Below are 25825 nucleotides of genomic sequence, written 5' to 3' on the forward strand. Positions count from 1 at the left end.
CCTTTCTGGAATTACGGAATTGCATAAACTTCCTTCGATCAGATACGTTTCATCAATCTCGCAATACTTTTATCCGACTCACGCAGCACAATGCCACGATCTATCGTCTGAATCTTACGATTTTTGAGCACGATACTCCCGTCAATAATAACGGTATCCACACAACTACGTGTTGCGGAATACACTACGCGGGAATAGACATCCGTCTCATAGGAAGGGTACGTGTGGAAATCATCCAGATCCAGCAACAGCATATCTGCCTTTTTGCCCACTTCGAGACTGCCAATTTCTTTTGACAAGCCAAGCACCTCTGCACCACCCATAGTAGCCATGCGCAATACGGTCCGGGCATCCATCACGGTTGGACCATGAGGAATCTTCTGCATCAGCGCTGTGAGGCGCATCTCCTGAAACATATCCAGATTGTTGTTGCACGCCGCACCATCAGCCCCAATCCCAACCGCGATCTGCCGATTCAGCAGATCCGGAATATCCGCTACCCCGGAAGAAAGCTTCATATTCGATCCAGGACAGTGGGTGACTTTGACTCCGCGCTTGCGGATGATCTCTTTCTCTTCCTCACTCAGCCATACACAGTGGGCCAGCACCAATCTTGGGGTAGCCAGACCAATATGATCGAGGTATACGATGTTGCGCATTCCGCGTTCGTGTTCTACCAGCTCGATCTCTCCGCGATTCTCGGAGGCATGGGTATGGACTTTGACATGATATTTATTGGACAAGTCGCGCACCTCTACCAGCAATTCTTCGGTACACGATACAACGAAGCGTGGACAGAAAGCATATTGAATGCGACCTCCGCCAAACCCGTTCCATTTCTCCAGCAGATCCACACTCTGTTGCAGCGAAGTTGCTGTATCCTCACGCAGGGGTTCCGGAACCTCGTCCCCATGATCCATCATCACCTTGCCAGAAATGACCCGGATGCCGCTCTGTGCCATCGCCTGAAACGCCGAGTCCGTGTGATGTACCGTCTCCATATCCAGAATGGTTGTGGTTCCGCTGGATATCAATTCGCCCAATCCGAGCATTGCTGAATAATACACGGACTCCTCATCATGTGCTGCTTCCAACGGCCAGATACGTTGACGAAGCCAATCCATCAGTTCCAGATCGTCTGCACGTCCACGGAACAAGGTCTGACACAGATGAATATGCGTCTGGATGAAACCTGGCAATAGCACTTTGCCACGAGCATCAATGACTTGGTCAGCTTGCACGTCGATGTGCGCTGCAATCTCCTTGATTTTATTATCCTCGATCAACAGATCTCCGATGAACACTTCCTCTTCTGCATTCATCGTCACAAGCTGTGCGCCCTTTAGCAGGATCGTTCCCATGCCAATCTCCCCTATCTGTGTCTGTCTATATCGTTCAACTCATACCTATTTACACCTGCACTCCGATTACAGACTAATCTTCCGACCGCTGTTATCGTGTAAATATCTAGTTGAGTTTATAAGTGTTCTTATAGCTGTTACCACCCAATAGCCATGCCATCGCCTCTCGGATCTGCCGCGCCGCTAATCATGCCGTCCTCACGAATGACAATGCCTTGCGACTGCCCCATAATACCGTCCCACGGCGCTCTGGCTTCAACGTTATGTCCCCACTGGGCAAGGGTTGCACATACGTCATCATGATATCGGTTCTCCACACGCATCGTATCGCCTTCTTCACCCCAGGTACGTCCGTACACCCAACGCGGCAGGCTGATCGCTTCCTGGATGTTGAGCCCGTAATCAAGAACTCCGGTAAGCACGGATAATTGCGTCTGCGGCTGACCTTCGCCTCCCTGCGTGCCCACGAGCATATAAGGTTTGCCATCTCGTGTAACGAGGCCCGGCATGAGGGTATGAAATGAGCGTTTATTCGGTTCCAGCACGTTGGCATCTCTCGGATCTAAGGAGAAAAACGATCCCCGGTTCTGCATGATAACCCCCGTATCCCCTGGAACATAGGCTGCACCGAAGTCGAAATACAGGCTTTGGATGAATGAAACGGCATTGCCTTCGCTATCAACAACCGCTGCATACGCCGTGTCCTGACCTATTGTTTTGGACAAAAACGGTTGTGCCACAGGTGGAGCAGACTGAATCTCATTCCACAGTTGGTCTCCATAACCCTTGGATAACAGATGATCCAGCGGAATGTCCCTGAAATCCGGGTCCGTCAGATAACGGTCACGATCCCGAAACGCCTTTTTCACCACTTCCGCCATCAGATGATAGAATTCCGGTGAGGTACGTGCTACAGAGGACAGATCCGTATGCTCCAGCATATTTAACATCATCAGCATCGAGAATCCCTGTGAGTTGGGCGGCATCTGATGAACTTCATAGCCACGATACCCCGTACTAACCGGTTTCACCCACTCGCCCCGATGCCCTGCAAAGTCTGCTGGTGCAAGCATGCCCCCATCCTCACGAATAGCCGAAGTCAGACGATCCGCAAGCTCCCCTGTATAAAAAGCATCTCGCCCTCCCGTCTGAATCAGACGAATGGAGGCAGCAAGATCAGGCTGGACCAGCAGCTCGCCTTCCTGCAAAAGTGTACCCAAAGGCGCAAATACCGCTCGCAGCGGTGTATGCCCCATAATAAAGTCTTCATCTCTTTCCATCCATAAGCGGAGATTTCGGGATACAGGGCATCCTTTTTCCGCATACTGCGCGGCAGGTTCAAGCAGTTTCTCCCACGGTAACTTGCCGTACCGGGACCAGACTTCCCACCACGCATCCACCATTCCTGGAACCGTAATGGCACTAAGCACTCCGCGCTGAGGGATGGCACTCATGCCCATCGCTTTGAACGTATCGGCATGAATGCCTGCGGCTGAGCGGCCACTTCCGTTATAGGCGGTAATCTCACCGCTGGCTCCGTCATGAATCAGGAAGAAGGCATCCCCTCCAAGTCCGGTCATATGCGGATATACCACACCCAGTGCTGCACTGACCGCAACAGCAGCGTCATAAGCATTCCCGCCTTGCTGGAGGATGGAGCTTCCCACTGCACTCGCCAGATAATGAGGAGTAGTAACCATGACTTCTCTGGAGATTGGCATCTGATTTAACATAAAGCGCCCTCCTTCCCAGCATACACATCCATTGCTGCCTGCACCGCTTCACCGGCAGGTAGTACATGACGATGACGTAATAGAACAGCTTCCAGTGCTCCCAGCACATGAAGTACGTTCTTGCGTTGGCAGCTGAATCCCATTGTACCGATCCGCCAGATTTGTCCTTTCAACGGTCCGAATGAACTGGCAATCTCAATGCTGAAATCGTTCAGCAACATGCTGCGCACCGACTCACCATCAATCCCCTCCGGAATCGTGATACAAGTGACCACCGGAAGTTTACTGGACATATCCCCATACAATTGCAGTCCCATTCCCTGAATTCCAGCGACCAACGCACGTTCATTCACCAGATGTCTCTGGAACCTGGCCTCTAATCCTTCTTGCAGCAGAATGCGTAATCCTTCGTGAAGACCGTAGAGCATGGAGGTGGCCTCCGTATGGTGGTTCAACCGTGCTGAACTCCAGTAATCCTGCAATTGGCTCAGGTCAAAATAATTACTGGCAATCGTGCGGCCTTCTGCCCGCGCACTGGTTGCATCTCGCAGTCCGCGTTCAACTGTTTTGCGACTCATCAATTTCTGTTCCACACGACTGTTGTACGTGAGAGGTGCCATCCCTGAAGGAACGGACAGGCATTTCTGCGTACCACCCATTACCGCATCCAGATGCCAGGCATCCGTCTCCACCGGAGTCCCACCAATGGTAGCCACAGCATCCACGACGAGTAAGATATCAAGGTCACGACAGGCTTTGCCAATCTCGGCAAGGGGCTGCATCTGTCCGGTGGAAGTTTCACCGTGAACCATCGCAACCAGACTCGGTTTATGGGTATGGATCGCCTTGATCACCTCTTCGGGATCAAATACCGTTCCCCATTCCGTTTCAAAAAAGACAACCTCGGCACCACAGCGTTCCGAGATTTCAACCAGCAGATGTCCGAATCGTCCATAGATTGGGACGAGAACTTTGTCGCCGGGCTGGATCAGACTAACCAACACCGCTTCAATGCCTGAACGGGATGTACCATCAACTGGATAACACCACTCATTATCTGTCATATATAACTCCCGCAGCATTGCCATCGTCTCGTTCATTAAGGATGTGAACTCCGGGTCAAACTGACCCAGGATCGGAAAGGATAATGCTCTGAGAACACGTGGATCAACTTCAACCGGTCCCGGGGTCATAATGGTCCGCAAGGACGGAGATAATTCTTTATAGTTGGACATCTACATTCAACTCCCGTAACCGTATTTATAGAGTAGCCGGACCAGAACCTGAAAACCGTGCATCAGGTCTGCTTCAGCTGTATATTCAAGTGGATTATGACTAATACCGTCCTGGCTCGGCACAAAGATCATGGCCGTCGGACAAGCCGGCTGAAAAATCTGCGAATCATGTCCCGCGCCGCTTGGCATTGGCCAATAGGACAATTGCTCCTGCTCACAGATATCTTGAATGTCCGAGATCATCTCTGCATTCATAGGAATGGGCGTCACTGACAGATGTTCTTCCCAGTCCAGTCCGAGCTGCTGCTCGGCTGCGATTCGACTAAAAGCCTGAAGCATATCCTGCCAGCAGCGATCAATACTTTCCTGCCGAATATGGCGGATATCCAGTGAAAATACCGCCCGTGCTGCAACCACATTTCCAACACCCGGATCAGCTGTGATTCGCCCAACTGTGGCTACCAACGGTTCTCCTGCTTCCAATGCGATATTCCTTACTGCAGCAATCATCTCGGCTGCTCCGGCAAGTGCGTCTTTGCGCCAGGACATCGGCGTCGTTCCTGCGTGATTCGCTTCCCCGCTTACGGTAATATTGAACCGCTTCTGACCTACGATATCGGATACAACTCCAATCGAATGTCCAAGGCGTTCCAGAACCTGACCTTGCTCAATGTGAAGCTCAATAAAGGCACCGTAATTTTTCGCGGCAGGTGTATATGCACTATCAGGTCCAAAACCCGCATCCCGGATCGCTTGTGCAAATGTAACGCCGTCTTGATCCTTCAAATGCTCTACATCTTCCAGAGACGTTATTCCAGTTATACTGCGTGAACCCCAATACGCAAAAGGAAAGCGACTTCCCTCTTCTTCACATAACGATACCACTTGAAGTGTGCGCTTCGGTGCTCCGAAATTCTTCTGCAAATACTCCAATGCCAGGACTCCCGCCACCACACCGTAAGCACCATCATATTTGCCGCCATACACCACCGTATCAATATGCGATCCTGTCACTATCGGTAATTCTTCAGCACCAGCCGCTGATTCCTTACCCTCGGCTTTGAGTGTTCCATACAGATTACCAGACTGGTCAAATTCGGGAGACAGCCCTTTCTCCTGCATTTTGGCTGCAAGGGCAACCTGTGCTTCACACCAAGCCGAGTCATACAACAGTCGTGTAACGCCACCCTGTGCATCCGCACCATATGTCGACAGCCAGTCAAGCATGGCTTGCAACTCCACCTGTTCCACATTCGGCAAAGGAAGTGGGGCATTGTTTGTACCGGATGACCGGTATACTCCAGATTCTGTCATGGCGTCTCCCCCGTTCTCGCCTCGATGGGACTAGAGGAGTGGGCTGCAATGTGCTGTCCGACAGGCACAGGAGATAATCCGGATTCCGAGTTGTAAACACGCTGCCCACGGCAAAATACGTCTGCAATCTGACAGTTAAATGTACGTCCCACATAAGGGCTCTGTTTATGCGTATAGAGCAGATCCTCCGTGTTCAGGATTGTGCTCTTCTCCCAGTCAATCAGGACCAGATCTGCATCCTTGCCAATGGCAATCTCTCCTTTACTCTCCAGACCAAGCCTTATGGCAGGTTGCAGGGAGAGAACTCTTCCGAGCAACGGGAGGTCGATATTACGCCGAAGATGTCCATCCTCCAGCATGATTAGCAATGTGCTTTGCGCACCGGATATACCGCCCCAGATTTCGAAGAAGTTATCGGATTGTTTCATGGATGGCGGACACGGAGAATGGTCTGAGGCAATAACGTCAATCAATCCCGATGTCAGTGCATCCCATAACTGCTGCTGTTCGGAAGAGCTACGAAGCGGTGGAGCGCATTTCGCTACAGCACCCAATCGGACCACATCCTGATCGATCAGCGTCAGATAATGAGGGCATGTCTCCGAAGTGACGTCTTGCCCACGCCGCTTGGCCTCTGCAATCAGATCCAGCGCTTCCCGGGTGCTAATGTGTACAAAATGCAGCGCACACCCAGTCTGTTTGCCATATTGCAACGCCCGGGCAACGGCAATGACTTCAGCTTCTACAGGTCGGGACCGGACATAATCCATCGGTTCAGTCCTTCCCTGCGCAATGCTTTTTGCACCGAGTTCGGCAACGATGCCTTCGTCCTCTGCATGAAGTGCCAGCACGCGGTTTAATTTGGCAAGTTCATTCATCCCATCCAGCAGTGTATGGTCATCGGCTCTGGCAAAGATGTCTTCCCCTTCGCCACCCGGCTCAGACATAAATGCCTTGAATCCGGCAGCACCCAACCCTGCCAGTGGAGCAAGATCACCACGATTGCCGGGAACCAAGCCCCCCCAGAAGGCATAATCAACATACGATTGGTCTGTTGCTGCTTTCATTTTCATTTCCCATGCTTCCGGCCTTGTGGTTGGCGGTACGCCGTTAAGTGGCATATCGACATAGGTCGTGATTCCCCCGGCCGCAAGGGATGCCGATCCAGACCTGAACCCCTCCCAACTGGCGAGTCCGGGTTCATTGAAGTGTACATGAATGTCCACCACTCCCGGCATCACTGTAAGGCCTTCAGCTTCTATAATGCAAGTCGCTTCACCAGCGGTCAGCCGCGTGGATAGTTCCGTTATTTTTTCACCAGTAATGCCAATATCCAGTTGCTCTACCCGATCTCTCAGCACCACCCAGGCCCCCCGGATGATGGTATCAAATGTTGTCATGTGGATGACCCTCCCCTGAATCAGAACCGGATGTGTGCATGTTCAGCTTCCCCGGTATGTACTGTAACCTCCTGGAGCAATTAATAATGGAATATGGTAATGGCTTGAGGCATCAGATACGGCAAAACGAATCGGAACAATCGTCCATAATGCCTGCCCCAGTTCCTCCAACGAACGCTGTGCGTAATAACTCTCGACATGGAATTGAAGCTCATATATGGCTGGCTCCAACTTGCCTCCATCCAGCAGCGGTGCATCCAAACGCCCATCCGCATTTGTCACCGACTCAGCCACTTTTGTCTTGCTTTCCTGTTCTCCATCCCTCTTCAGGGTATACAGCTCGATCCGAACACCCGCAGCAGGCACGCCTTTGGATGTATCCAGCACATGTGTTGTAATTCGTCCACCAGATATTGACATTAGACGCCACCTTCTTTCCCGAAGTCATGGCCGTCTGTTCCCAGATCATCCCTTGTCATCGAAAAACCCTGGAATCCATAAGGTGGTCTCGGCTCGGTAAATACTTTGCCTTCTCCCTCTTTCACTTCCTCCAGCACTGTCTCCCAAGTCCGATTGTTGGACTCAAATGAAACCTCACTCAGTTGCTCAAATCGACTTAACAACCTTCGTCCAATCTGGTAGATCAGATGTTGAATGGAAGCGGATCGACACTCATGAAATACCGCAGCAGCCAAATCTCTGACCTGTTCCGCCGCTACATACCGTCCACGTTGATCATCCATGCCATCTCTCGGATCTTCATAACGCCAATTGATGTTCAGGAAAATAAATAATGGTCGATCCCATGTCTCTGGAAGAGTGGTATATTCATCCTGCATAAATCCGGCAAATTCACTGCCTTTGACCTTGATCAGTCTCAGATCGGCTACACCACTGAAATGGTTGCTGAGTTCAATCGAGTCTCCTGTTCGTTCCGCTTCCACGGCAGCTGTCGCACGATCATTCTGCGAATAACGAAATACGAGCGCACTCGGTCGATAACTCCCTTCCAATCCAATCGGTATATCTTCAAAAGGAATCTGGTCCGCTGTCATCTGAACCTTGCTCATCTGCGGATACGTCTCCAGAAAACGCCGACTTACCAGCGCAAGAAATCCTTCCACCGTCGCTCCTGTGTAATCCGCTGCATGTTTGAGAATGAAATTTTTCATCGAATCGGTTGCGACCACCAGCGAATTATCCCCTTCTGCAAAAGAAGGCAAGAATTCATCCCCCTGCACAGCCACCTTGATGTTCAATCCAAACAGAATATTGCTGCGTCCGATAAAAGGAGATTCCGGAATGGACTGTATACCCGTCAACGGTTTGGCGTAGGAACGGTACATCCACACATCCCCTTTGCCGTAATACATCGTCCGCTGCTGCACTGCGGCTGGCTTGCTCACAAACTCATGTTCATGACCGATCTGTGCGAGCCACTGCTCCAAACGAATGCCCGCTATCTTGAATACTTCCTTCAATGCAGTCTCGAATTCTTCTTCCCTGCCTCGGCGATGACGTTGCCTCATGGATTCGAGGATGGAGCTTGCGGTATGGCCTTTAACGGCCAATATGAAAGGAAAGCCAAATTGGCTTGTATATACTTTGTTTAATTGTTGAAGTTCGTTGTATTGCTCCTGTGAGAGTGAATCAAGCCCCGCACCAGCCTGCTCCTGAACGGAGTTGCTGCTCATGCTGATTCGTGCTCCAAGATCCGGGTGATTTCGAAGCAACTGCAACTTCACCTGGTCATCCGATGCCTGAACCACGTTTTTCATCACTTTCATCATCTGTTCAAATGAATCGAAAGGTCGTAAAAGCCCGGCCCGCTCAGCCACCCATGGTGATTCCTCAAATAAGCCGCCAAACGTATGCACAAACTGTGTGATAGACCAGTTGTTAACAAGTTTAATTAAGTCGCTCATGTTAGAACCTCCGGTCTGTTGTGGATTATTGTTCTTCATTCTAAGTGTCGTTCAATGTCGCGACAACAATATTTACGCAATTTTGTAATATAACATAACATCAGAGTTGCGATTTGTTTGCTGTGCACGGGAAATTCAGTTTTTGTTGCCCTAGAACATGAAAAAACCGCATTCCATTAAGGGAATGCGGTTCTTGGGGGTCTGACCCGGTAGCATTGTCATGTTGCACAATGTGTGGTCTAGAGTTGGACATTGTGGGGTCTTGCAGCTGCTTTGTCCCGTACAAACTTGCGGAAGGTGAATACCAGCTTTAACTTAAGCAGATCATTCGTTTTCTTAAAGTCCATTTGCAGCAAGCTGCCGACTTTCTCCATCCGATAAGTGACCGTGTTGCGATGCACAAACAGCTGTTTGGCAGCTTCATTGATCAGTCCATCATTTTCGATAAAGGACTCCAATGTATTCATCAATACCTGATTGGGGTCACCGTCCCTGGCAAGTAACGGTTCAAGTACTTTATTGCAGTAATTCTCCATGATGTTATCCGGTACGTGCTGGAACACATAGGCAAATTCAAGCATTTCAAATTGCAACGCACGGTCTTTCATGCCGAACCGACGAGCCAGTTGTCGAGTATCGAGACACTCCTGGTATGCTTCACGGAGCGATTTGGGTTCATGTTTCATTTTGCTGATCCAGAAACGCGGAGCCGGTGCTCCTTTCGCTTCTTGCGCTGCCAGAACATCACCGAAACGGCTCAAGAGAAAACTTGATAGCTCCTCTCCATAATCTCGCCCTGTTGGGCAGGTGTAGATGGACAGAATCCCATCTTCGATCTGAAAATGCTGTGAGGCCGTGAATTGCATCAGCGGATTGTACTGCAACTCACGATGAATCTGTTTAAGCAGCTTACCCTCGGCAAACAGAGTCGGCTCAAGCGTGATCAACACGCACTGATAGGTTCCCTGGAACAGATGGATTCCTTTGTTTTCACTCAAGGTGGTCAATTCCTGAACAGTCATTTTGTTATCCAGATACTGTGACAGTAGTGTTCGCATCTCATCTTGCACGGTCGGATTAATATGCTCACGATAAGTCATATCCATATAAAATGCTAGTACATCGGCAGCCTGTTGGAACAGCTCTTCCTCCGCCCGAAGCGACAAAGCGGAATCCGTAAACACAAGCAACGATCCGTATTCTTCATCATTTTGCTTGATGGGTACGCGATGACAACTTCCCTGATTCCATTTCACTCGGTGCATGACGGATTTCCAAGGCCAGCCTTGAGTTACCGCATCTCCTGCAATGCCTTCACTACCATACAGTACATGCCCACGTGAACCAATGACGGCAAGCGGATAGTTCAGCACCGTGGCAAGTTCGGCAAACACATTCCGATGTGGCTGCTGTTGCAGTGCAAACTGCATTAATTTTTTCTGCTTTTGCACGACCTCATGCAGCAATCGGTTGCTACGTTCATGTTCAGCCTTGAACAAGGCATTCATCTGGTCGGAGAAGGTGAATTGGAAAGGGAGCTCAAGCAGCGGCAAACGAAGCCGATCAGCTTCCTCAACAATGCCTTGGGGAATGGACTGCCAGAAACGTCCCAGTTTGATGCCGAGTCCTGCACAGCCACGTTCATTCAAACGTCGCATCAAACGTAATGCATCTGTTTCACTGTCTTTCATAATAAAAGCGGTGGTGAACAACATTTCTCCGGATTTGATCCAATCCGCGATATCAGGAGCGTCCATGACGTTAACGGATTTCATCATCCGTGAAGTCCCTTCTCCACCCGCAACCAGTTTGGCCTCTGACAACGGGTACACCTGTAAAGCCTCTTTAACCGTAAGTTGCATGGACACTACCTCCCATATATCTAACACAAAATTGTGTTATTGTCGTTTCCGTAGACTCTATTCTGGATTATACTTCTAATTAAATCTATATTCATCCATTTAACTTTGTTTATTGTTAAGTATTATAACATCAATTTTCTAAATAAAGCTTACACGGCAAAAAAATAAAACCTATGACCTAATTACAGCGCAATTTCCTGTAATCGGCATAGGTTTTATAAGTTACTATGATCCACATAACGTTGAAGTAATCCATTTACACGATAACGGAGAGGGCAGAAAAAACCTGAAAAAGCGAAGCGTTCGCCTTTATCCCCGGATTTTCCCCTTTAAAAAAGGGAATCGAAAAAATCTGGGGATAACAGCGATTGGAGGGTTGTTCTGTCATCGTAGTGTCAGTGTAAATAACTTTTAGTTCAACTACGATCAGATTTCCATGGTTTCGTGATTCATCCATAATTTCATACGGGATAATACCTCTTTGATATTCAGTGGTTTGCTGAGATAGTCCGAAGCACCTGCTGCAATACATTTCTCCCGATCCTCTTTCATGGCCTTGGCTGTCAGCGCAATAATTGGAAGCTGAGTCATGCCAAGCCGTTCACGGATCTGGCGAGTTGTCTCATAACCATCAAGTTCCGGCATCATAATATCCATCATGATGATATCAGGCTTGACTCCTCCACGCTCCAACAATTCCAGACACTCGTACCCGTTCTGCGCTGAGATGACATTCATACCGTATTGCTCAAGGGCGTTAGCCAGGGCATATACATTACGTATATCATCATCAACGACAAGTACTTGGCGTCCGCTGAGCAGCGCTTCTTCCAGAGGTGTCAATAAAACATCGGATTGTCCGGAAGTTATTGAAGGAAGCTTATTGACCTCAGGTGTAGTGGTAGCCACCTCATTCAGGAACAACCGCGATGCATTCATAGTCTCAGGTTCATCTCTTCGCAGTGGTAGGAACAGCGTGAACACACTGCCATGTCCTTCACGACTTGTAGCCGAGATTGACCCCCCCAGCAAATTCGCAAGCGATTGAGAGATCGACAGGCCAAGTCCTGTTCCGCCATATTTACGTGCGGTAGCCCCATCCGCCTGTTTGAATGCATCAAAGATCTGTAGAAGTTTGTTTTCCGCAATTCCGATCCCTGTATCACTGACGGAAAAAGCAATCACATCGGTCTCTTGATCTTTCAATTCAGGATGAGCCAGACTCATTTTGGAGATGGTTAAAGCAACTTCACCCTCACTCGTGAACTTGAATGCGTTCGAAAGCAGATTTCGGAGAATCTGGTGCAATCTCATCTCATCCGTCACGATGGTTTCCGGTAAAGGACTTTGGAGCTGAATCCGGAAGTCTATTTTTTTCTGTTCCGCTGTTTTCAGGAAATACTGGTTCATGACTTCAGGAACACTGCCCAGATAGACATCATCGAAATCCACTTCCATCTGTCCGGCTTCCACCTTGGATAGATCCAAAATATCATTGATCAGATTCAGCAGATCTTTACCTGATTTGTGAATGACTGAAGCATAGTTCTGCTCTTCACTATTCAAGTGTTGGTTTTTATTCTCAGACAATATTTCGGATAAAATCAGCATGCTGTTAAGAGGTGTCCGCAGTTCGTGGGACATGTTTGCCAAGAATTCGGATTTGTACCCTGAGCTTGTTCGTAACTGATCTGCCACAACTGCAAGTTCATTGGCTGATGTCTCAGCAGCACTCTTCTGTATTTCCAGGCGATCATTAAGCATATGAAGCTCTTCGGTCTGCATTTGCAGTTCCTCCGTCTGAGACAGCATCTCTTCGGTCTGAGCCTGAAGTTTCTCCGATTGTGCCTGTAATTCTTCATTCAGAACTTGTGACTCATCATATAATTGCTGTAATTCCATGCGAGTGACGGTCGAGTGTAGTGAAACACCAAAAATGTCCGTCAGTTCTTGCATCAGCTTCATATCATTCTCTTGCAATGGCTTCATCGAAGCAAGCTCGATTACCGCAATCGTTCTGCCTTCGAACAGGATCGGTACTACAGTAAGTGATGTGGCAGATGTATACCCGAGTCCCGAAGAGATTCGGATATAGTTCTGGGGCAGATCATTCATGCGTAGAACTCGCTTCTCGACAGCACTTTGACCTACAAGCCCCTCACCCGGGGCAAGCGACACTTTACCGAGCGAACGTTCTTTCTCTCCATCCCCAGCATATGCAGCCACGAGCAGCAGTCGATTGTCTTTCCAGTAATATAAGACGCTATATGGAACTTCAAACAACTTGGCAAGCTCGTTCAGGAACAAGCGGGACAATCCTTCCAGATTGGTCGGGTTCTGTAAGAGTGTGGCAATGCCTGTGATCTGGTCCTTGACCCGATTCTGTTCCTGTACTTCATCCAATAATTTGTTGGTTTCGTGGCCCAGGTCTCCCACTTCATCATGTGTACGCACCTGAATCCGCTGCTTCAGGTTTCCACCTTTGGAGATATCACTGATGGTTTGCATAACATCTCGCAACGTTTTGACGATATTTCCTGATATCACAATCGCGGCTGCAATGGATAATGCTGCAATAATACCCCACAGCGTGTACATAATCGTCAGCAGTGTGGAACTGCGTCTGGCAAGTTCAGTCACCCTCGCCTCGGTCAGAGCGATCTCTGTGTTACGGAAGGTTGTAAGTTGAGAGCGCAGTAAATCAATTTCAGTTTTACCCGGATCAGATTCGAAGAATGCAACAACTTTCGCTTGATCCCCTTGCTTTTTCAAGTCCACCGACGGCTCCCCAGCAATCTCAATCCAGCGTGTAATATGAGCTTTGATGTTTTGCAGACTCTGCTGCTGTGAAGGATTATCGCTAATGAGAGCATTCAACTGATCATAGTTGGAACTCCACTGGGATAGGCCTTGGGAATAAGGCTCCAAGTAACTTTCATTGCCTGTAATCATGAATCCACGCTGTCCTGTCTCCATGTTCAAGACATTTTTTTCAATCGCGTTGGTCAGATTATGTACTTCCAGATCATGATGGGAGATAAAATCATTTTCCTTCTGTAACACATTAATTTGGGCCGTAAGCACTAGCAGAACAGCACCAAACAAAAGCACAACCACAAGATAGCCCAATAAAATTTTGGAGCGTATCGTAAATCTTCTCGTTTTTGACAACGCGGAAACCTCCAAATATATACGTATCCCATTCAATTAAATTAAAACGGTGCATATGTAGTTTATATGTATACGTATAGTCTGACAAGCTTTAAGTTCATCGGTAAGCATGAGAAAAACGACCTGCTTGTGCAGGTCGTCCTCTTCATTGATCTATATTGCTCATTTTGGCTGATTTTAGGCCTTTGGAGCGATCATTTTGGCTGGATCGACATATTGATCAAATTGCTCTTCGGTAAGCAGGCCCGTTTGTAACGTCGCCTGTTTCAAAGACAAGCCTTCTTTATGTGCAAGCTTCGCGATTTTGGCTGCATTCTCATAACCAATATGCGGGTTGAGCGCTGTAACCAGCATAAGCGAGTTGTTCAGATTATGTTCAATCTGATCCAGGTTAGGCTCAATGCCTACGGCACACTTGTCATTAAACGCAATAATGGAGTCCGCCAGGAGTTGCACGGATTGCAAGAAGTTATAGATGATAACCGGTTTGAATACATTCAGTTCAAAATTACCCTGACTTGCCGCGAAACCAATCGCTGCATCATTACCCATGACCTGCGTAACCACCATAGTAATGGCCTCGCTCTGAGTTGGGTTGACTTTCCCCGGCATAATGGAGCTGCCTGGCTCATTCTCAGGAATACGGATCTCGCCCAATCCACTACGTGGGCCACTGGCCAACCAGCGGACATCATTGGCGATTTTCATCAAATCAGCTGCAAGCGCTTTAACGGCACCGTGCGCATACACAACTTCATCATGACTTGTAAGTGCGTGGAATTTGTTTGGTGCAGATACAAAATCTTTCCCCGTATGTTTGCCAATCTCCTTGGCAGTGAAGTCTCCAAAGTCCGGATGTGCATTAATGCCCGTTCCGACAGCCGTACCGCCGATCGCAAGCTCCTTCAGGTACTGTACACTTTCACGGATCATACGCTCACTCTTGCCCAGCATGGCTTCCCAACCACTAATCTCCTGGCCAAGCGTAATTGGTGTTGCATCCTGGAGGTGGGTACGTCCAATCTTGATAATATCCTTGAATGCCTCCGACTTGTCTGCAAAAGTGGCTTTCAAGACCGCAATGGCCGGCAAGAGTTGATCCTCAACAGCCAGAACACCTGCGACATGCAGAGCCGTTGGGAATGTATCGTTGGAGCTCTGGGACATATTCACGTCATCATTTGGATGCAGACGCTCTTCCTTGCCCTTTTGCTCTAGCAGTTGGTTCCCCAGATTGGCAATCACTTCGTTCACGTTCATATTGGATTGTGTTCCGCTTCCAGTCTGCCACACGACCAGTGGGAAATGGTCATCAATTCGACCTGCAATAATCTCGTCTGCTGCATAAGCAATAGCATCGGACTTCGCCGCAGATAATTTACCTAATTTATGGTTACTGGCCGCAGCACTTTTTTTCAAAATGGCAAGGGCACGGATAACTTCCATCGGCATATGTTCACTGCCAATCGGGAAGTTTTCCTTGCTGCGCTGCGTCTGAGCTCCCCACAGCCTGTCGGCTGGTACTTTCATTTCGCCTAACGTATCTCTCTCAATGCGGTATTCCACTTGCTTGTCCTCCTCCAAAAAGATGGTTTGGGTCTCTACAAAGCTTGTGTATCTCGTCATATTATACATGATTTGCGAGCAGGTTTTCACCTTTTCGACAAAATTGTAAGCGTAGCGCAAAACGAGCGTGAATTATTTTTGTGATGCAATTGGATACAATCGGCTGCTTTGTTCGAATAGTTCACCTGGTTCCAGACCGACCAATCCGATTTCTTCTGCCGGGATGCCTTCAACATTAGGAGCGTTAACCAGGTTCATCTGTGGTTCAGGACAGAAGAATTCGCCACCCATGTTATTGTTCCAGATCATCCAGTGTTTGTACGATGTACCCACATCATATACCAGTTTGTCTCCAGTACGGTTGTCCGTAAGTTCCATATAGTTACGTCCATTCTGCGGTTCCGCAGTGTAGTGATTATCCATCGCAGCAAAGAACGGACTAACCCCGTCTTTCTTCAATTGTTCTTCCTCAGGTGTAAGCGGTTGAAATTGTCCTGTTGGCAGAGAACGCTCATTCAATTCACGTCGTTGTCCAATCGTAACTTTGGCCGTGTAATCCGAGGCTTGACTGTCCGGTGCAAAAGGTACAGCAATCGCTGTGTGGAAAGCAAACAAATTCGGCATGTATTCAGTCCCGTTGTTGCGGACGGTCAATTGCTGCTGAAGTCCTTGGCTACTCAATGAGTAACGAAGCGTCACCGTGAATGTAAACGGCAGGTACTGATGGAATGTATGTCCTTCTCTCACGTCCTGGCTAAGCAAGACATAGCTCTCCAGCTGGTCAGAACCGTATCCCTCGACCTTCCACTCGGCATCATGCAAAAATCCATGCAAATGGTTACCTGTAGCCGGTTCGTTCACAGGCAACTGATAGACTTTACCATTCCAAGGGAAACGTCCATCCTCATAACGGTTCGGTGGAGAAAGAATCGGAATTCCATAGACCGCTGGTGCAGCCATAAACTCATCCATCTGATCCTGATTCGGCTCTCTCAAGTAACGGAAACCCTTTTCTGTATCACGGAAAGCAACAAGGTTGGCACCCACGCTTGGAATAACTGCCGCTTCAAACTGATTAAAACGAAGCCAAACGGCCGGTATCCCTCCAAATTGTTCTTCAAATGCTGCATTTTGCTGTGTCATCGTTATATGTACCTCCTGCATACTAAGGTTATATTATACGGCTCGACTATATCATGCCCGAGCGCAAAATACCAATCTATGATAGAGAACAAATTCATAATAGAAAAACAAAAAAGACAGGAAAAAGACAGCTGCAATGCGCTACGGCTGTCTCTGCTGTCTTTCATATGATAGTTCAATTAATCCACATATTTGCCATGATCCGGCACAGTGCTCTCTTCAAAGTCCAGATCAAGCCGCTTCAAGGATTCACTCAGCATATCTCCGCTCAAGGCATGCCCATGCCCGGTAATTGCAAGTTTCGGCTCCAGATGCCTGATATGCTGGACAGATTGATGAGCAGCCTGCCAATCGGTTGTGAAATAAGATGGTGGGCCATGCAACTGTTTGTCCTGAAGCAACACACTCCACAGCGACTCCTGCTTCACTGTGATGATTGCGTCTCCCGCAATTAACAAACGGTCTGCTTCTCGAAACAGCGACACATGTCCAGGCGTATGACCTGGCGTGTGCACCCACTCCCATCCTGATAGACCTGGCACGGAATGATCTTTGGGTAAACTGAATATCCGATCATCCAGATTGATTGCCTCATTGGGATAAGCGAATGACAACCTGGACATTAGACCTCCACCTACCGAAGGGTCCGCTGGCGGGTAATCTTTTAATCCCGTTAAATACGGAATTTCAAGCGGATGGGCATACACTGGCACACCCCAGAATTGTTCCAGCTCAATAACCGTTCCTACATGGTCGAAGTGACCGTGTGTCAAAATGATCGCAGACGGCGGACCTTGAAATCGTTCTGTTGCAACCTGAACAATATGATCTGTGAACCTCGCCATTCCGGTGTCCACGAGGACCCAGTTCCTGCTTCCTGGCTCTCCGATGAACACGACATTAACGAATAGTGTACGTAGACTGAGAATATCGGGCGCGACTTCTTCAAGTCCCGTCAACCCTTCTGTAATCAGATTGTCAGATGCCATTCACGGTTACCTCCCATTAGGCGGATTGTCTCTCTGGTTCCATCATCTCGTAGACTTCCCTTTTCTGGATCATCTATTCAACATTTCCAATAAAATAGACGGTATACACCCTGTTTCGGGCATACACCGTCTAGTATAGTCATCGACACAACACAATAGAACAAGAACATCTCGGCCAGTTAAGCCGGAAATGCCTCCAGAGCAGCATCGAGCAATTGATTGTACAGATCGTCATCATTCTCAAGCAGCTCGTCCATACGCAGTAACTCTTCTTCATCACCGGATTGCTCCGTGAAATGTAAGCTATAGTCCCAATCTTTTCCGTTCTTGCTCATGAAGGTAATCTCATATACTGACTTTTCGCCTTCTGTGCGGTAAACGGTATTTCCCACGTATCCTTTTTCACCTTCACGGCGCATTTCAGCACTTATAATTTCAATATTCACAATCATTCTCTCCTTTAATCTTTCATCTACAGTCGGTCTCCAACATTTCTGGTAAACCTAGTTTGGTAATTATTATTGGTTAATTGTACAATATATAACGTAGCAACGTATACCTTATTCAATGAAGGAACCATTCTGAGTCCTTACATAGTTGTAATGAGGACTATAATAGCCAACAAGCTACGATATTATTATCACATTGGAGGAAAAAATAGCATGAATACTTTTGAAACGAATCTGCAGCAATATGCTGAATTGGCTGTACAAGTCGGTGTCAATGTCCATCCTGGACAGACACTCGTGGTTAACGCTCCAATCTCGGCAGCACATTTTGTACGACTGATTGTCAAAGCAGCTTACGGTAAAGGTGCGAAATTGGTCAAAGTAAACTGGAGCGATGAAACTGTTACACGTCTTCATTACGATCTTGCCCCTGATGAAGCCTTCTCCATTGAACCAAAATGGTTTGCAGCTGAAATGACTGAACTCGTTGAAGAAGGTGCCGCTATTCTGCACGTCATCGCTGAAAATCCGGATCTGCTGAACGGTGTAGCTCAGGAACGGATTGTTACTAGCCAAAAAGTGCGCGGCAAAGCGCTCGAAAAATATCGTTCTTATCAGATGGCTGACAAATTCAGCTGGTCTATCGTAGCCGTTCCTTCTCCGGAATGGGCAGCTAAAGTGTTCCCGGATCTGCCGGAAGCGCAACAAGTGGACCGCCTGTGGGATGTCATTTTCAAAACAGTACGGATCGGTGAACAGGATGCTGTTGCCGAATGGAAAACCCATTTGCAAAACCTGGATTCCCGCGCTGATCTGCTGAACAACAAGAAATACAAGAAGCTTCACTATACAGCTCCAGGCACAGACTTGACCATCGAACTTCCAGAAGGCCATATCTGGGTATCCGGTGGAAGTGTGAATGAGCAAGGGCATGTCTTTATTGCCAATATGCCTACGGAAGAAGTATTCACGGCTCCGCTGAAAACGGGTGTTAACGGTACAGTTCGCAGCACGAAACCACTGAGCTACGGCGGCAACCTGATTGACGGATTCTCCCTTACATTTGAGAACGGTCGAATTGTTGATTACACCGCTGAGCAAGGACTGGATGCACTCAAAAACCTGATCGAGATGGATGAAGGTGCACACTATCTGGGTGAAGTAGCCCTCGTTCCACATCAGTCCCCAATTTCCGATACCAATATTCTGTTCTACAATACTTTGTTTGATGAAAATGCCTCCAACCATTTGGCGATTGGTAATGCCTATGCCTTCTGTCTGGAAGGTGGTAAAACGATGTCCAAAGAAGAGCTGATTGAACGTGGCATGAACTCCAGCCTCACTCATGTAGACTTCATGATTGGATCCGGAGAAATGAACATCCACGGAGTGACCTCCGAAGGCTCGGAAGAGCCGATCTTCCTGCAAGGAAACTGGGCATTTTAATCCCGTTTGATGTGATTTAGGAGAGAGGAGATTACTCCTCCCTTTTCCTGCGTCAACAGGTCACCAATTCAACAATTGGAGGGAACTCATATGTTAAGTTTTGAACAAAAACTGGATCGTTACGCCGAACTTGCTGTAAGAGTAGGTGCTAACGTGCAACCAGGACAAGTATTTGTCATCTCTGCGATGATTGATACCGCTGAATTCGTACGTTTGCTGGTACGTAAGGGATATGAAGCTGGAGCCAAGCAGGTGATTGTAAAATACGGAGATGAAACCGTCAATCGATTGCGGTTTGAGATGGCCCCTGAAGAATCCTTCCAAGAGCCGCCGAAATGGCATGCAGCGGAGCTTGAAGAACTGGCAGCCAATAATGCAGCCTTCCTGACCGTATTGTCATCCAGCCCAGACCTGATGAAAGGTATTGACCCGGAGCGGATTTCCACTCATCAGCGTACATATGGTCAGGCGATGGCTAAGTACCGTCAGTATCAACAGGCGGATAAAATGAGTTGGACGGGTGTGGCTTGTCCTTCCCCCGATTGGGCAGCCAAAGTATTCCCGGATCTCCCGGCAGCTGAGCAGGTTAGCCAGCTGTGGGAAGCCATTTTCGCTGCGGTGAGAGCCGATCTGGAGGACCCTGTAGCGGCTTGGGAACAGCATATCGAACGACTGGAGACCAAAGCCGTTGCCCTGAACAACAAGAAGTATCAAGCATTACATTTCCTCTCCCCGGGGACGGATCTTACTGTCGAGCTTCCAGAAGGTCATATCTGGGCGCAGGCAGGTAGCGTGAATGAGCAAGGCACCCCTTTTGTCGCGAATATCCCGACAGAGGAAGTATTCACCGCTCCAGCCAAACATGGCGTTAATGGCAAAGTGTCCAGCACCAAACCACTCAGTTATGGCGGCAGTATTATTGATCGTTTTTCACTCACATTTGAGAACGGACGTATCATTGATTTTCATGCTGAAGAAGGTCAGGATACGCTGGAAAGACTCATTTCCATGGATGAAGGATCTCATTACCTCGGCGAAGTCGCTTTGGTTCCCTTCCATTCACCGATCTCTGAGAGTGGCATTCTGTATTACACTACATTGTATGATGAGAATGCGTCTTGCCATCTTGCGATTGGAAGCTCCTATGCATTCAATATCGAAGGTGGCAAAACGATGTCTCCTGAAGAGCTTGCAGCTCGTGGCATGAACACCAGCATCACCCATGTGGACTTCATGATGGGCTCTCCCGAGACGGACATCTACGGTATCACGGCAAACGGCGAACGTGAAGCCATCTTCCTTAAGGGAGACTGGGCATTCTAACTGATTACGGAGAGTTATCTCCCGTAATGTATTTTCTCTGAACAGTCGAAAAGGCTGTCTTGCAACCATGTATTCATGGTTCGCGAGACGGCCTTTTATTAATTTTCAGCAAACTTTCCCGCATGTTATACACACTTCCCTCATCTGGTTTTTCCCGGACCAACCTCCCATTGTACCGTTTCCATATTATGTTGTAAAATGTAATGATACCAATGTTTGTGGATTGTTCACCAGAAAGGAGAACATCATGGCCAATCGGCTCCAGTTATTACTAGCCTCAGATTTCCATAATTTAGGCTCTGCACTTCAAGAAGAAGTGTATTATGAATATTATAATATGGTACATGGTCTTATCGTTTATATCATCAAGGAGCGTGCTGCTGCAGAAGATATTATTCAGGAAGCTTTTATCAAAATCATTAAAAACAAACCCATCTTTGAAGACGAGGTCAAACTGAAAGCCTGGCTCAAGGTTGTCACACGTAACACAGCTATTAATTATCTGAGAAAAAATAAAAATAACCGTAACCAATTGGATACGGATAGTGTTTTTATAGATATGGAGACGATGAATCAGACCGCAGCTTCCGTGGAAAGCATGGTAGAAACGCAGATGATGGAAGAGTCTATTGAATATTATCTCGGACAGCTCAAACCGGAATATCGTGTACTTGTTGAGTTACGGTGGAAAAAAGGTCTCTCTTACCGAGAGATGGCCGAACTACTGGATACCTCCGAAGACATTGTGAAGCAACGCTTGTTCAGAGCCCGTGGCAGTATCAAGAAGAAATTACATAAGGAATGGGGTGGAAGCATTGAGCAAAGGCAAGTCCGATAAAAACGTGGAGCGATTCGATTCAGAGCTGGAAGACGAATATTTCGACGCTACGTTTGACCTGGCTTTTGATGAAGCTTTCCATCAGGCCGTCTCTGCCCCTTCCGCCTCCCATACCGAATCCATGCAGCAATCCTGGCAGAAGGTAAACAGGGAAATTAACAGAATCGGTTTACGTAAAAAAAGAATACGTACCTTGCGACTTTCAGTCGTCGTAGCTGCGTCCGTGACCATCGGGGCCGTTATTTTCAGCCTGCCGTCAGGTACGCAAGCGGTATCCCCTTTTGTGCAATCCATCAAAGATTGGGGTAATGGCATGAAATCCGTTATCATTGAGGATCGCACGACCCAACTGGGGGCTGATCCGTCAACAGCCAAAACGCCTCCACCACCGGAAACCAGCTTAGACGACATTCTTAAAGTACAAGAAGAAGAAGCTCTTAATACACCTTCGTATGAGTTATCGAGCCATCTGTTTCGTCCAGTACTTGTTACGGAAGAGATCGCACGCGAAGGGTTCATGGGTGACTTTCTGTTATCCAATGCCATTCCCGAGCGATTCAACAAGGTCAAATTCGAACTCGTGCTTGATACTGAAAACCCTGTGAATCCAGACGATTATTATGAGTCCACACAAATGAGAGTTCAATATACCAGTGAAGGCAAGAGCATAGAGGATGAGATTATCCAGTTTGATTATGTCCATGTCATGCCTGGGGAGAAAATTGAAGGGGCCATGCTTCGTGACATGAGCACCGTAAAGCTGGCGGATGGCTCGGAAGCACTGATGTATATCGGCCCACCCTATAACTCCTTTCAGTGGATGATGGGTTCCAACAATATGAGTCTGTTTGGCACCCTTTCGGAAGAAGAAATGACTGCTATTGCCAACGATTTTCAAGAGCAGAAGTTTCCGGGCAGCACCCGTCGATAAGATCAGAATAACACGGTGCCAGAGACATGTTTGCTTGTTTCCGTGGTACTTCCATCATACGCTGTATGAATACTGGTAACGCGATAATAATATCCTGGCATAACGGTCCAATCCGATGCGGCATTCAGTAAGTTTGTATTCGTTGCATTGTTGGAATTCGTTTTAAAAGTTACCCATGCTGTTCCTGTCCAGCGCTCAAGTCGATAATCTACGGAAAGTGTCTTCATTGCTGTATATGTCATGGTCTTGGTATTGACGATAGCCGATAGTCCACCCCCAGGAATGACTGCACCGACCGCTTGATAGATATGTCCAAGTTCTCGAGTGTTAGCAAGCGAGTGGATGGATGGTTCCGGCGGAGGTGGGGGTGTAAGGGCACCAGAGGACACGTTGATCATCGGGCTTGCAACGGCTGGTTCGGACGTAGGTATAGCCAGCATTGTTGGCACCATTAACAAGGCAACAAAGGCTATTTTTAGCATAGATGCTGCACTCTTCGTTCTCATTTTCCGCATATTGATCCATCCTCCGCTTCCATACTTGATTTTGTGTAAGGGTATAAACGGACGGATCGGGTGACAGGTTTCAAAAAAAAATTAGACGCTCCGATGTTTCTGTCGGCAGCGTCTTTTATCTTTGCATGCATCTCCAGCATGGTTGAAACCTAAATTATTCCAGCCCGTATGTATTGGGTAATGAATACACGAAACCATATTAACCAACCAGATTTGCAAATGAGGTGTGTAACTTGAGTAAATTTCAATCCAAATCCAGAAGGCATCGTCACAGCTCCAATCCGAATCAACTACATATCGAAGTTTTCGGCTCGTTCAAACGTTGGCTTGTTATCTTGGTGAGTGCACTTACCGCAGGGACCTTAATATATTTCTTGGCTACAGCTCGGGAAAGCTGGATAAGTATGGGGATTGACCGCTATGTATTGCCCTTTATGATCTGGGGACTTGTACTGTCCCCCATCCTTGCTTTTCTTTTCCTCAAGCAGAGCGGACGAACCCTTTCCCATGTCAAATTTTTACGTGTTTTCGGGATTGCTTTCTGCCTTCTGCCTCTGGTACTTCTGTTTTATGTGTTACCCGTAACACTCGGCATGGTGAATGATCACCTGACCCAGTTTAAGCAAAATCCGGTGTTATCCACCACTAAGGTGGGGGACTACAATTCTTACGAGGTTACTTTTGTCGATACGCCTATGTACGCCATCATCACCATTAAGACACCGACAACAACCCAATCCACTCGAAAAAAGCTGAATATTCAGTATGATCTCGCTCCTGGAGAGAATGTTTACGTCACTTATAAGCGAATTTCTATCGAGAATAGCTTGGTCACGGAGAATCGTTACGCCGATGTTGTCATTCATGCACCCAAAGAATCATGAGCATGCAAAAAAAGCTGTACGATGACCATTACGTCACCATACAGCTTCATTTGTTACAATTTCGATCCGGCTACGCGCCTTCTTCTTCAACCAACAGTTCCAGCTTAATCACATTTACTCGGGAAATCCGCTTATGTTCTGTCTCTTGAATGACAAATACATAACCCCCATACTCAACCGATTGACCAACCTCAGGTGGAATGGCATCTACTCTGGAGTATAACCAGCCCCCGATGGTATCATAATCGGCACGATCCATCTCCAGTCCGAATCGTTCACTGACTTCTTCAATCAGCATCAATCCATCAATAGAGTATTCCATCTCATCCACTTGTTCAATGACAGGACGCTCATGGTCGAATTCATCCTGAATCTCGCCTACGATCTCTTCCATAATATCTTCAAGTGTGACCAGCCCGGAGGTTCCTCCGTATTCATCAATCAGTATAGCAATCTGTGTCTTGCTACGCTGCATTCGCTTGAGCAGATCACTGATCAGGGTGGTATCTGGCACAGCCAGGATGGGCCGGATTACGGAGATGGTATCCGTAAGCTGGGATCGCATCAGATCCTTAATGTGAATAAAGCCGATAATATGATCCTTGTCTCCGTTATATACCGGATACCTTGTTCGCATACTTTCACTGGCAATCTCCAGATTCTCCAACATGGACTCATTGGCATTCAGACAGATCATCTCCGTCCGCGGAATCATAATTTCACGGGCGGTTGTATCCGTAAAATCAAATATATTATCAACAAGTGCTAATTCAGTGTTATCAATTAAACCGCTCTTATTGCTTTCTTTCATGAGAATACGTAATTCATCTTCACTATGCGCGTCGTCCATCTCCGAAGCTGGTGCCATTCGGAACAGTCTCAACAAGCCGTTAGCCATACCGTTCAGTGCCCATATGAATGGATACATTAACTTGTAGAAGAACGTTAGCAAAGCCGCAGACCACAACGTGATCGTCTCAGACTTTCGAATCGCCATCGTTTTGGGAGCAAGTTCTCCCAGTACAATGTGCAAGATCGTAATAATCACAAATGCAATGGCAATAGAGATTCCATGAACGTAGACTGGTCCCAGTCCAAATGCGGTAAACATGGGCTCTAACAGATGTGCAATTGCCGGTTCTCCCAGCCACCCGAGCCCCAGTGAAGCCAAAGTTATACCTAGTTGGCAAGCTGACAGATATGCATCCAGATTACGTACGATATTTGAAGCATAGATGGCATTTTTGTTGCCTGTTTCCACCAAAGCCTCAATCCGACTTCCACGAACCTTCACCATCGCGAATTCCGCCGACACAAAGAAACCATTCATTAATACAAGTAAACCAATGATTACTAAATTTAAAATACTCGGTAAGGGGTCACTCAAATTTTCATCCTATTTGCCGTCATTCTTCGGCAAATAGGTCCACCTCCTTCGAAAATGTAGGATATTTGCCATTCTGCCGTTCATATGCAATTTCAACTTCCCAATGCTTCCACCTCCACCTTGTTCTGTCGAATAACAAAGATATGCTTCTTTTATTATATAATTCTACACTACACAGTCAATCCGTGTCCTATGACAACGAAATGGCACAAACGCCTTTTTTCTTTAACGAAAGTCTCGATTACGCTGTTTCCCGGAAATAATTTTTACTCAATACGCCGTTATGCTTCCTATTTTCTCAGTTGTATTGATAAGTGATTAACTTTGAGTTCATTAGATAGTTAATCACTTAT

The 25825-nt window shown here is 47.5% G+C and carries 20 protein-coding genes; 5 read left to right on the top strand and 15 right to left on the bottom strand.

Going from position 1 to position 25825, the window contains the following annotated elements; all coding sequences use genetic code 11:
* Positions 1-38: 38 nt before the first annotated feature.
* The 13 genes from MHI12_RS17180 to MHI12_RS17240 all read right to left on the bottom strand — a co-directional run bounded on the left by MHI12_RS17180 (position 39) and on the right by MHI12_RS17240 (position 18151).
* Positions 39-1361, bottom strand: a complete 1323-nt coding sequence (locus MHI12_RS17180) for a 5'-deoxyadenosine deaminase (RefSeq protein WP_036613764.1) — start codon at positions 1359-1361, stop codon at positions 39-41.
* A 137-nt stretch (positions 1362-1498) separates the two neighbouring features.
* A complete protein-coding gene (gene ggt / locus MHI12_RS17185; protein WP_405169857.1) occupies positions 1499-3094 on the bottom strand; it encodes a gamma-glutamyltransferase in 1596 nt (531 codons plus the stop codon).
* Complete coding sequence (locus MHI12_RS17190; protein ID WP_405169858.1) at positions 3088-4329, bottom strand: pyridoxal-phosphate-dependent aminotransferase family protein; 1242 nt, start codon at positions 4327-4329, stop codon at positions 3088-3090. Before MHI12_RS17190 ends, ggt begins: the two co-directional genes overlap by 7 nt.
* 6 nt (positions 4330-4335) lie before the next feature.
* On the bottom strand, positions 4336-5643 hold the full coding sequence (locus tag MHI12_RS17195) for a Zn-dependent hydrolase (protein WP_405169859.1): 1308 nt from the start codon (positions 5641-5643) through the stop codon (positions 4336-4338).
* Positions 5640-7043, bottom strand: coding sequence for an allantoinase AllB (gene allB / locus MHI12_RS17200; protein ID WP_405169860.1), 1404 nt, complete (start codon positions 7041-7043; stop codon positions 5640-5642). The genes MHI12_RS17195 and allB overlap by 4 nt, the downstream gene beginning before the upstream one ends.
* Before the next feature lie 42 nt (positions 7044-7085).
* Positions 7086-7463 (bottom strand): hydroxyisourate hydrolase, encoded by a 378-nt coding sequence (uraH, locus tag MHI12_RS17205; RefSeq protein ID WP_047843326.1) that lies wholly within the window; start codon positions 7461-7463, stop codon positions 7086-7088.
* Positions 7463-8968 carry a factor-independent urate hydroxylase gene (gene pucL / locus MHI12_RS17210; protein WP_405169861.1) on the bottom strand — a complete coding sequence of 502 codons (1506 nt, stop codon included), beginning with the start codon at positions 8966-8968 and terminating at the stop codon, positions 7463-7465. Before pucL ends, uraH begins: the two co-directional genes overlap by 1 nt.
* A 239-nt stretch (positions 8969-9207) precedes the next feature.
* Positions 9208-10830 carry a PucR family transcriptional regulator gene (locus MHI12_RS17215; RefSeq protein ID WP_405169862.1) on the bottom strand — a complete coding sequence of 541 codons (1623 nt, stop codon included), beginning with the start codon at positions 10828-10830 and terminating at the stop codon, positions 9208-9210.
* A gap of 426 nt (positions 10831-11256) precedes the next feature.
* Positions 11257-14001 carry a CHASE3 domain-containing protein gene (locus MHI12_RS17220; RefSeq protein ID WP_405169863.1) on the bottom strand — a complete coding sequence of 915 codons (2745 nt, stop codon included), beginning with the start codon at positions 13999-14001 and terminating at the stop codon, positions 11257-11259.
* 177 nt (positions 14002-14178) lie between these two features.
* The gene (gene fumC / locus MHI12_RS17225) at positions 14179-15567 is read right to left on the bottom strand and encodes a class II fumarate hydratase (protein ID WP_074095411.1); all 1389 of its coding nucleotides are present in this window, start codon (positions 15565-15567) and stop codon (positions 14179-14181) included.
* 132 nt (positions 15568-15699) lie between these two features.
* The gene (locus tag MHI12_RS17230; protein WP_405169864.1) at positions 15700-16710 is read right to left on the bottom strand and encodes an aldose 1-epimerase; all 1011 of its coding nucleotides are present in this window, start codon (positions 16708-16710) and stop codon (positions 15700-15702) included.
* 179 nt (positions 16711-16889) lie between these two features.
* Entirely contained in the window at positions 16890-17699 is an 810-nt protein-coding gene (locus MHI12_RS17235; RefSeq protein ID WP_036673769.1) for an MBL fold metallo-hydrolase, read from the bottom strand.
* 179 nt (positions 17700-17878) lie between these two features.
* Entirely contained in the window at positions 17879-18151 is a 273-nt protein-coding gene (locus tag MHI12_RS17240) for a hypothetical protein (protein ID WP_047843332.1), read from the bottom strand.
* Between the two features lie 210 nt (positions 18152-18361).
* Here MHI12_RS17240 and MHI12_RS17245 point away from each other — a divergent pair, with 210 nt between their 5' ends.
* The 4 genes from MHI12_RS17245 to MHI12_RS17260 all read left to right on the top strand — a co-directional run bounded on the left by MHI12_RS17245 (position 18362) and on the right by MHI12_RS17260 (position 22686).
* Complete coding sequence (locus MHI12_RS17245; protein WP_405169865.1) at positions 18362-19594, top strand: aminopeptidase; 1233 nt, start codon at positions 18362-18364, stop codon at positions 19592-19594.
* Between the two features lie 90 nt (positions 19595-19684).
* The gene (locus MHI12_RS17250; protein WP_036613751.1) at positions 19685-20917 is read left to right on the top strand and encodes an aminopeptidase; all 1233 of its coding nucleotides are present in this window, start codon (positions 19685-19687) and stop codon (positions 20915-20917) included.
* Between the two features lie 247 nt (positions 20918-21164).
* Positions 21165-21755: an RNA polymerase sigma factor gene (locus tag MHI12_RS17255; protein ID WP_074095416.1), complete on the top strand. Its 591-nt coding sequence runs from the start codon at positions 21165-21167 to the stop codon at positions 21753-21755.
* Positions 21733-22686, top strand: a complete 954-nt coding sequence (locus tag MHI12_RS17260; RefSeq protein WP_405169866.1) for a hypothetical protein — start codon at positions 21733-21735, stop codon at positions 22684-22686. The genes MHI12_RS17255 and MHI12_RS17260 overlap by 23 nt, the downstream gene beginning before the upstream one ends.
* A gap of 2 nt (positions 22687-22688) precedes the next feature.
* Here the strand turns inward: MHI12_RS17260 and MHI12_RS17265 are convergent, their stop codons facing one another.
* Positions 22689-23201: a hypothetical protein gene (locus MHI12_RS17265; RefSeq protein WP_405169867.1), complete on the bottom strand. Its 513-nt coding sequence runs from the start codon at positions 23199-23201 to the stop codon at positions 22689-22691.
* Positions 23202-23434: 233 nt separating this feature from the next.
* Here MHI12_RS17265 and MHI12_RS17270 point away from each other — a divergent pair, with 233 nt between their 5' ends.
* Positions 23435-24085 carry a hypothetical protein gene (locus MHI12_RS17270; RefSeq protein WP_405169868.1) on the top strand — a complete coding sequence of 217 codons (651 nt, stop codon included), beginning with the start codon at positions 23435-23437 and terminating at the stop codon, positions 24083-24085.
* A gap of 70 nt (positions 24086-24155) precedes the next feature.
* On the opposite strand, the gene MHI12_RS17275 is transcribed toward MHI12_RS17270, so the two are convergent.
* Positions 24156-25472 (bottom strand): hemolysin family protein, encoded by a 1317-nt coding sequence (locus MHI12_RS17275; protein WP_341007829.1) that lies wholly within the window; start codon positions 25470-25472, stop codon positions 24156-24158.
* Positions 25473-25825 lie beyond the last annotated feature (353 nt).

The organism is Paenibacillus sp. FSL H8-0280 (assembly GCF_045040665.1).
Classification (GTDB): Bacteria; Bacillota; Bacilli; order Paenibacillales; family Paenibacillaceae; genus Paenibacillus; species Paenibacillus xylanexedens_A.

Excerpts from the sequence above, each read along its gene's own strand:
- ggt (WP_405169857.1), bottom strand. The coding sequence starts at position 3,094 with ATGTTAAATCAGATGCCAATCTCCAGAGAAGTCATGGTTACTACTCCT.
- MHI12_RS17245 (WP_405169865.1), top strand. The coding sequence starts at position 18,362 with ATGAATACTTTTGAAACGAATCTGCAGCAATATGCTGAATTGGCTGTA.
- MHI12_RS17250 (WP_036613751.1), top strand. The coding sequence starts at position 19,685 with ATGTTAAGTTTTGAACAAAAACTGGATCGTTACGCCGAACTTGCTGTA.
- MHI12_RS17180 (WP_036613764.1), bottom strand. The coding sequence starts at position 1,361 with ATGGGAACGATCCTGCTAAAGGGCGCACAGCTTGTGACGATGAATGCA.
- MHI12_RS17235 (WP_036673769.1), bottom strand. The coding sequence starts at position 17,699 with ATGGCATCTGACAATCTGATTACAGAAGGGTTGACGGGACTTGAAGAA.
- MHI12_RS17195 (WP_405169859.1), bottom strand. The coding sequence starts at position 5,643 with ATGACAGAATCTGGAGTATACCGGTCATCCGGTACAAACAATGCCCCA.
- pucL (WP_405169861.1), bottom strand. The coding sequence starts at position 8,968 with ATGAGCGACTTAATTAAACTTGTTAACAACTGGTCTATCACACAGTTT.
- allB (WP_405169860.1), bottom strand. The coding sequence starts at position 7,043 with ATGACAACATTTGATACCATCATCCGGGGGGCCTGGGTGGTGCTGAGA.
- MHI12_RS17190 (WP_405169858.1), bottom strand. The coding sequence starts at position 4,329 with ATGTCCAACTATAAAGAATTATCTCCGTCCTTGCGGACCATTATGACC.
- MHI12_RS17265 (WP_405169867.1), bottom strand. The coding sequence starts at position 23,201 with ATGCGGAAAATGAGAACGAAGAGTGCAGCATCTATGCTAAAAATAGCC.
- MHI12_RS17255 (WP_074095416.1), top strand. The coding sequence starts at position 21,165 with ATGGCCAATCGGCTCCAGTTATTACTAGCCTCAGATTTCCATAATTTA.
- MHI12_RS17240 (WP_047843332.1), bottom strand. The coding sequence starts at position 18,151 with ATGATTGTGAATATTGAAATTATAAGTGCTGAAATGCGCCGTGAAGGT.
- MHI12_RS17230 (WP_405169864.1), bottom strand. The coding sequence starts at position 16,710 with ATGACACAGCAAAATGCAGCATTTGAAGAACAATTTGGAGGGATACCG.
- MHI12_RS17215 (WP_405169862.1), bottom strand. The coding sequence starts at position 10,830 with ATGCAACTTACGGTTAAAGAGGCTTTACAGGTGTACCCGTTGTCAGAG.
- uraH (WP_047843326.1), bottom strand. The coding sequence starts at position 7,463 with ATGTCAATATCTGGTGGACGAATTACAACACATGTGCTGGATACATCC.